The sequence below is a fragment of the Streptomyces ossamyceticus genome (assembly GCF_001418475.1).
GTDB classification, from domain to species: Bacteria; Actinomycetota; Actinomycetes; order Streptomycetales; family Streptomycetaceae; genus Streptomyces; species Streptomyces ossamyceticus.
Genome location: NZ_LIQX01000011.1, coordinates 1 through 7,567 on the forward strand (window position 1 = coordinate 1; position 7,567 = coordinate 7,567).

The 7,567-nt window shown below is 73.6% G+C and carries 3 protein-coding genes and 1 pseudogene; all 4 read left to right on the forward strand.

Translation table 11 applies throughout. From position 1 onward, the window contains the following. A partial coding sequence (locus AOK15_RS01345; RefSeq protein ID WP_420876840.1) for a glycogen debranching protein occupies window positions 1–1,315 on the forward strand: 1,315 nt, incomplete at its 5' end. A gap of 253 nt (window positions 1,316–1,568) precedes the next feature. Next, window positions 1,569–3,473, forward strand: a complete 1,905-nt coding sequence (locus AOK15_RS01350; RefSeq protein ID WP_079058239.1) for an ABC transporter ATP-binding protein — start codon at window positions 1,569–1,571, stop codon at window positions 3,471–3,473. Continuing rightward, entirely contained in the window at window positions 3,470–5,344 is a 1,875-nt protein-coding gene (locus tag AOK15_RS01355; protein WP_055511807.1) for an ABC transporter ATP-binding protein, read from the forward strand. The genes AOK15_RS01350 and AOK15_RS01355 overlap by 4 nt, the downstream gene beginning before the upstream one ends. A 212-nt stretch (window positions 5,345–5,556) precedes the next feature. After that, a pseudogene (locus tag AOK15_RS01360) lies at window positions 5,557–7,275 on the forward strand (ABC transporter ATP-binding protein); the annotation flags it as partial. Window positions 7,276–7,567: the final 292 nt, after the last annotated feature.

Consider the following 7,567-nt stretch of genomic DNA (forward strand, 5'->3'; position numbering starts at 1 on the left):
CGTGGTCTACAACCACACGGCGGAGGCGGACCAGCGCGGCCCGAGCCTGTCGTTGCGGGGCATCGACAACCGCGGCTACTACCGCCTCCAGGGCGACGCCCGGCACTACGCGGACTACACGGGCTGCGGCAACACGCTGCACGTGGTCCAGCCGCATGTGCTGCGGCTGATCACCGACTCGCTGCGGTACTGGGTGACGGAGATGGGGGTGGACGGCTTCCGCTTCGACCTGGCGGCGGCGCTGGCCCGCTCGATGCACGACGTCGACATGCTCTCGCCGTTCCTCGCGGTCATCGCCCAGGACCCCGTGCTGCGGCGGGTGAAGCTGATCGCCGAGCCGTGGGACGTGGGCTCGGGCGGCTACCAGGTGGGCGCCTTCCCACCCCTGTGGACGGAGTGGAACGACCGCTACCGGGGCGCCGTGCGGGACTTCTGGCGGGGGGCGCTGCCCGATGTGCGGGACCTCGGCTACCGGCTGTCGGGGTCGAGCGACCTGTACGCGTGGGGCGGGCGGCGGCCGTACGCGTCGGTCAACTTCATCACCGCGCACGACGGTTTCACGCTGCGGGACCTCGTGTCGTACGAGCGCAAGCACAACGAGGCGAACGGGGAGGGCAACCGGGACGGCTCGGACGACAACCGGTCCTGGAACTGCGGCACCGAGGGCGAGACGGACGACGAGCGGGTACGCGCGCTGCGACGCCGGCAACTGCGGAACCTGCTGACGACGCTGCTGCTGTCCACGGGCGTGCCGATGCTCGTCGCCGGGGACGAGCTGGGGCGGACCCAGGGGGGCAACAACAACGCGTACTGCCAGGACAACGAGATCAGCTGGCTCGACTGGGGGCTGCTGGAGGACCCCGGCTGGAGGGAGCTGTTCGAGCTGACGGCCCGGCTGATCGCCCTGCGCCACGCGCACCCGGTGCTGCGCCGGCGGGCCTTCTTCTCGGGCAGGGCGCACTCGGCGGACGGGCTGCGCGACCTGGCGTGGTTCACGGCGCACGGCAGCGAGATGACCGAGGGGGACTGGTACGCGCCGGCCGCGACCCTCGGCATGTACCTCTCGGGTCGTGACATCCCCGGGCGGGACGCGCGCGGCGCCGCCGTCCTGGACGACAGCTTCCTCGCGGTCCTGCACGCGGGCGAGGGCCCGGTGGAGTTCGTGCTGCCGGGGACGCCGTGGGCCGAACGGTACGAGGTCGTCGTCGACACGTCACGGGAGGAGCAGACGCAGGCACCCGGGGTGGTGCATCGGGCGGGGGCCGTGGTCGACGTGCCGGCGCGGACGGTGCTGCTGCTGCGGGTGGTGGCGTAGGGGGCGCGGACGGCGGAGACCGGCCGGGAGGCGACGGCCGGGAGGCGACGGCCGGGAGGCGACGGCCGGGGAGAGGACGGTTCCGGTGGGAGCCGGGCGGGCGCGTTCGGCCGTCCTGCTCGGAACGGCGTCAGCCGATCGGTCGACGTCCGGGTACGTCCCCGCGCGGCACCGGTCGTAGGACCGATGGCCGAGCGCGGTCCGGCCAAAACTCGGTGGGCGATGTCAGTGGCAATCCGTAGGCTCGCTGCTGATGGCCACGACACGTGCAACCGCCGAGGAACCCGACCAGACCCAGGACGCCGAGCAGCCCCAGGGACCCGAGCCGCGGACCGGCAGGCAGGCCGAGGGGCGTTCCGCCGTACGCAGCCTGCTGCGGCTGTGGCCGTACGTCCGGCCCGTGCGGGCTCGGCTTTCCGTGGCCGCGGCCGTCGCGATAGTCGCCTCCTGCGTGGGCCTGGTCATCCCGCTCGTCCTGAAGTGGATGGTGGACGGGCCGGTCGCGGACCGCGACCCGGCGGGCGTATGGCTCGGCGCGCTGTACCTGCTGCTGCTCGGGCTCGCCGAGGCACTGCTGTTCGGGCTGCGGCGCTGGCTCGTGGCGCGTCCGCTCGCGGGCGTCGAGGCGTCGATGCGGGCCGACCTCTACCGGCATCTCCAGCGGCTGCCGGTCGCCTTCCACGACCGGTGGGCCTCCGGTCAGCTGCTGTCGCGCGCCACGACGGATCTGTCGCTGCTGCGGATGTTCCTCGCCTTCCCGCTGACGTTCCTGCTGGTCAACGCGGTGACGATCCTCGTCGGTGTGATCATCATGCTGATGCAGGACTGGACGCTCGGCCTGGTCATCCTCGGGCCCGCCGTGCCCGTGATCGTCACCTGTGTCGCTTTCGAGCGGAGGTACGCGGCGGTCGCGCGGCTCGCCCAGGACCAGGTGGGCGATCTGACCACGGTCGTCGAGGAGAGCGTCCTCGGCATCCGGATCATCAAGGGGTTCGGGCGGCACCGCAGCCAGGCGCGGGCCTTCCGTGAGCTGTCCCGGACGCTGCGGGGCACGGAGCTGCGCAAGGCCCGGCTGCTCTCCGCGATCTGGGGCGTCATCATCACCCTGCCCGAACTCGCCATCGGGGCGGCGCTCGTGGTGGGCGTGGTGCAGGTGGCGGACGGCGCGCTCTCCGCGGGGACGCTGGTGGCGTTCCTGTCGACGGCGCTCGCTCTGCGGTGGCCGGTGGACTCCATCGGCTTCCTGTTGGCGATGAGCCAGGAGGCGGCCACCGCGACCGAGCGGTACTTCGAGGTGCTGGACGCGGAGCCGGAGGGCGCCGAGCCGGAGAGTGCCAAGCCGGAGAGCGCCAAGCCGGAGAGCGCCGGGGGCGACGACCGGCGGCCCGCGGCGGAGGCGGTGCGGGGCGGCCTGGAGTTCCACGGCGTGCGGTTCCGCTATCCCGACGCGCCCGCCGACACGCCCCCCGTCCTCGACCGGATCGACCTCCACATCCGCCCCGGTGAGTCCATGGCGCTCGTCGGGGCCACCGGCTCGGGCAAGACGACGCTCACCGCGCTCGTGCCCCGGCTGCACGAGGTGACCGACGGCCGGATCACCCTGGACGGCGAGGACATCGCCGGGATGCCGAGAGAGGAGCTGCGGGCGAGGGTCTCCGTGGCCTTCGAGGAGCCGACGCTGTTCTCCGCGACCGTCGGCGAGAACGTCCTGATGGGCGCCGGACCGGATGCCGGGCAGCCCGAGCTGGACCGGGCCCTCGCCATCGCGCAGGCCGACTTCGCGCACAGCCTGCCCGACGGCACCGCCACGCAGGTCGGCGAGCAGGGCCTCAGTCTCTCCGGCGGGCAGCGGCAGCGGCTGGCGCTGGCGCGCGCGGTGGTCGGACGGCCCCGCTTCCTGGTGCTGGACGACCCGCTGTCGGCGCTGGACGTGCACACGGAGGCCGCCGTGGAGGCGGCGCTGCGCCGGGTGCTCGCGGAGACGACGGCCCTGATCGTGGCGCACCGCCCGTCGACGGTGCTGCTGGCCGACCGGGTGGCGCTGCTGTCCGGCGGCCGTGTCGCCGCCGTGGGCACCCATCACGAGCTGCTGCGGACGAACGCCGAGTACGCCCATCTGATGTCGGGCACCGAGGAGACCGAGGGGGACGCGCGATGACGGCGCCCACGACCACCGCGCCGAACAGGGAACCCGACAGGGAGCCGGACAGCGACGAACGCCCCGTGGAGCAGGGGGTGACCGACCCCTTCGACCATGACGACCTGCCCACCCCGCCGGGCGCCACCCTCGCGCTGCTGCGCTCCCTGCTCGCGCCGATGAAGGCACGGGTCGCGTTCACGAGCGTGCTGCTCCTGCTCCAGCAGGCGGCGGTGCAGGCGGGCCCGCTGCTGGTGGCGTACGCCATCGACCGTGCCGTCCCGGCGTTCCGGGACGGCCGCCACGGGCCGCTGATCACCGTGGGCGTCATATATCTGGTGTGCGCGCTCGCTGCCGGCCTGCTGCAGTTCGCGTTCATCGGGGCGTCCGCGCGGGTCAACCAGGACGTGCTGCTGGATCTGCGCGGCCGGATCTTCCGGCACGCACAGGCACTGAGCATCGACTTCCACGAGCGGTACACCTCGGGCCGGCTGATCTCGCGCTCCACCACGGACGTCGAGTCCCTGCGGGAGCTGCTCGACGAGGGCCTTCAGGAACTGATCACCGTGATCCTCGCCTTCGTCTACATCTCGGCGATGCTGCTCTGGCTGGACGTCGGTCTCGGCGCGGCCGCGCTGGCGTCGTTCGTGCCGCTGTACGCGCTCGTACGGCTGTACCAGCGGCGGGCGGCCGGGGTGTACGCGGCCCGGTCCACCGCGATCGCCGCCGTGATCGTGAAGTTCGCGGAGACGATGAACGGCATCCGCCCGGTCCGCGCGTTCCGCCGTGAGAAGGCGAACGACGCCGAGTTCCGGCGACTGAACAGCCACCACGAGCGCACCAACGGCGACGCCATCCTGGAGATGGCCCGGTACGTCGTCGGCTCCCGCGTGGTCGCCAACGTCACGGTCGCGGCGATCGTGCTGTGGGGCGCGTACCGGGTGGCGTCCGAGTCGCTCGCGCTGGGTGTGCTGGCGGCGGCGGTGCTGTACCTGCGGCGGCTGTACGACCCCATCGACCGGCTCGGCATGTTCCTCAACTCCTACCAGTCGGCGGCCGCCTCGCTGGAGAAGATCGCGGGGCTGCTGGCCCAGCGGCCGTCGGTGCCCGAGCCGAGGGAGGCGAAGGAGCTGCCCGCCGCGGTCTGCGAGATGCCGGGCCGCGAGGTCGTCTTCGACGGCGTGCGGTTCGCGTACCGCACCGGCGGCGAGGTGCTGCCCCGCTTCGACCTCACCCTCGCCGCGGGCAGCACGGTCGCCGTGGTGGGCTCCACCGGCGCGGGCAAGTCGACGCTCGCCAAGCTGCTGGCCCGCTTCTACGACCCCTCGTCCGGGCGGATCCTCCTCGACGGGGTCGACCTGCGCGACCTCGCGATGCCCGAGCTGCGGCGCGGGGTGGTGATGGTCACCCAGGAGGCGTTCCTGTTCTCCGGCACGGTCGCCGAGAACATCGCCATCGGCCGCCCCGACGCCACCCGCGAGGAGATCGAACGCGCCGCCAAGGCCATCGGCGCCCACGATTTCATCAGCGCGCTCCCCGACGGCTACGACACCGACGTACGCAAACGGGGCGGGCGCATCTCCGCCGGGCAGCGCCAGCTCGTGGCGTTCGCCCGCGCGCTGCTCGCCGACCCGGCCGTCCTCATCCTCGACGAGGCCACCAGCTCTCTCGACATCCCCGGTGAACGGGCCGTGCAGCGCGCCATGTCCACGGTCCTCCAGGGCCGTACGGCCGTGGTGATCGCCCACCGGCTGTCCACGGTGGAGATCGCCGACCGCGTGCTCGTCATGGAACACGGCCGGATCGTCGAGGACGGCAGCCCCGCGGAACTCATCGCGGGCGAGGGCCGCTTCGCCGACCTGCACCAGGCGTGGCGGGACAGCCTGGCGTAGCGGACGCACGGCGCGCGGCGGCCGACGGCCGGCGGCCTGCCGCGCACGGCGAACGACAGGTCCGGACCGCTCCGCATCCGGACCGGGAAGCGTCCGGAATACGATCAGGCCGGACCACACCACGTCCGTCATACGAACGACCCGCTCGGCTTTCGGCACGCCATGCGACCCGGCGTGCGACACGTCCGTCCGGCGGGAGAAACCGGGGGCCGATGATCGACGCGTACGAGGATCCGGGTGTCCCCGACCGCCGGGGCGGGGCGCGCTACCTCTGGTGGCTGGTGAGGAAGCAGGCGGGCCGCTCCGCGCTCGGCTCGCTGATCTCCTGCGTGTGGATGGTGCTGCTCGCGGCGACGCCGTACACGCTGTCGCGGGCCATCGACGAGGGTCTCCTGCCCGGCGACCACCGGGCGCTGGTCGGCTGGTCGGCGGCCCTGTTCGGGGTGGGCGCGTTCAACGCCTGGCTGAGCATCATGCGGCACCGCACCATGACCCGCGTGCGGATGGACGCCAACTTCCGCACCGTGAAGGTGGTGATGGCGCACGCGGTCCGGCTGGGCGCGGCGCTGCCGCGGCGGGTCGGCGCCGGTGAGGTCGTCACGATCGGGGTCGGCGACGTCAACACGATCTCGTCCTCGCTGACGGTCATCGGGCCGGGCGCGGGCGCGCTCGCCGCGTATCTGGTGGTCGCGGGCCTGCTGTTCTCCGTGTCCGTCCCCATCGCGGCGGTCGTCCTGCTCGGGATGCCGCTGATGGCCGTCCTGGTGGGACCGTTGCTGCGGCGGCTTCAGGGCACGGAGGCGGAGTACCGGGAACGGCAGGGGGTGCTGACCGCCCGGATCGCGGACCTCGCGAGCGGGCTGCGCGTCCTCAACGGCCTCGGCGGCAAGGGCCTCGTCGCCGACGCGTTCCACCGCGACTCGCAGCGGCTGCGGGCGCAGGGCTACCGGGTCGGCTCGGTGACCAGCTGGCTCCAGGCGCTCGGGGTGGGGCTGCCGACCCTGTTCCTCGCGGTGGTGACCTGGCTGGCGGCGCGGCTGGCCGCCCAGGGCGCCATCACCGTCGGCGAGTTGGTGTCGGTGTACGGGTACGTGACCGTGCTGGTGCGGCCGGTGTCGTACTTCGTCGACTGGGGGTACGAGGTGAGCCGCGGGGTGGTGGCGGCGCGGCGCGTCATCCGGTTCCTGGACCTGGAGCCGCTGCCGGACCACGGCACGCGGGACGCTCCCGCGGAGCCGTCGGCACTGCACGACCCCGAGTCGGGCGTACGGGTGCTGCCGGGCCGGCTGACCGCGCTGGCCGGCGACCGGCCCGCCGACGCGGCGCTGATCGTGGACCGGCTCGGACGGTACATGCCGACGGCCGCGACCTGGGGCGGCATCCCCCTCGACGAGATCCCGCTGGCGCGGGTCCGGGAGCGGATCCTGGTCGCGGACCACGAGGCGGACCTGTTCGCGGGGCGGCTGCGGGAGCTGCTCGGGGGCCGTACGGAGCCGTCCGACGCGGCGACAGCGGAGGCGGTGCGCGCGGCCGTCGCCGACGACATCGTGCAGGGCCTGCCGGACGGGCTCGACTCGGCGATCGACGCCCAGGGCCGCAATCTTTCCGGGGGCCAGCGGCAGCGGGTACGGCTGGCGCGGGCGTTGCTGGCCGACGCCGAGATCCTGCTGGCGGTCGAGCCGACGTCGGCGCTCGACGCGCACACGGAGGCCCGCGTGGCCCAACGCCTGCGGACGGCCCGCGAGGGTCGCACGACCGTGGTGACCACGACGTCGCCTCTCGTCCTGGACCACGCGGACACGGTCGTCTACCTGACCGAGGGCAAGACGGCGGCCACCGGCACCCACCGCGAACTCCTGGCGACAGAGCCGGGCTACCGCGCGCTGGTGGCCCGGGACGCGGGTGAGGACGGGGACGAGGAGACGAGGGCGGGCGCCGTCGCCGCGGCGAACCCGGGCGCCGGGGCGCGGTCGCGGACCGGCGTCGAGGCGAGGACGGAGACCGGCGTCGAGGCGGGGGCGCAGACCGACGCCGTGCCGGGGGCGCAGACCGACGCCGTGCCGAGGGCGCAGACCGACGCCGGGGCGGGGGCGCAGACCGGCGTCGAGGCGAGGGCGAAGGCGGAGCCGGACGTCATTGCGCGGGCCGACGCCACCACGCCGAAGGCGGGGGCGGGAGCAGGGGCAGAGGCACAGGCGGAGACGGAGACGGAGACGGAGACGG

What these genes read in the sequence shown, in the direction of transcription:
- AOK15_RS01350 (WP_079058239.1), top strand. Translation starts at nt 1,569, where the DNA reads ATGGCCACGACACGTGCAACCGCCGAGGAACCCGACCAGACCCAGGAC.
- AOK15_RS01355 (WP_055511807.1), top strand. Translation starts at nt 3,470, where the DNA reads ATGACGGCGCCCACGACCACCGCGCCGAACAGGGAACCCGACAGGGAG.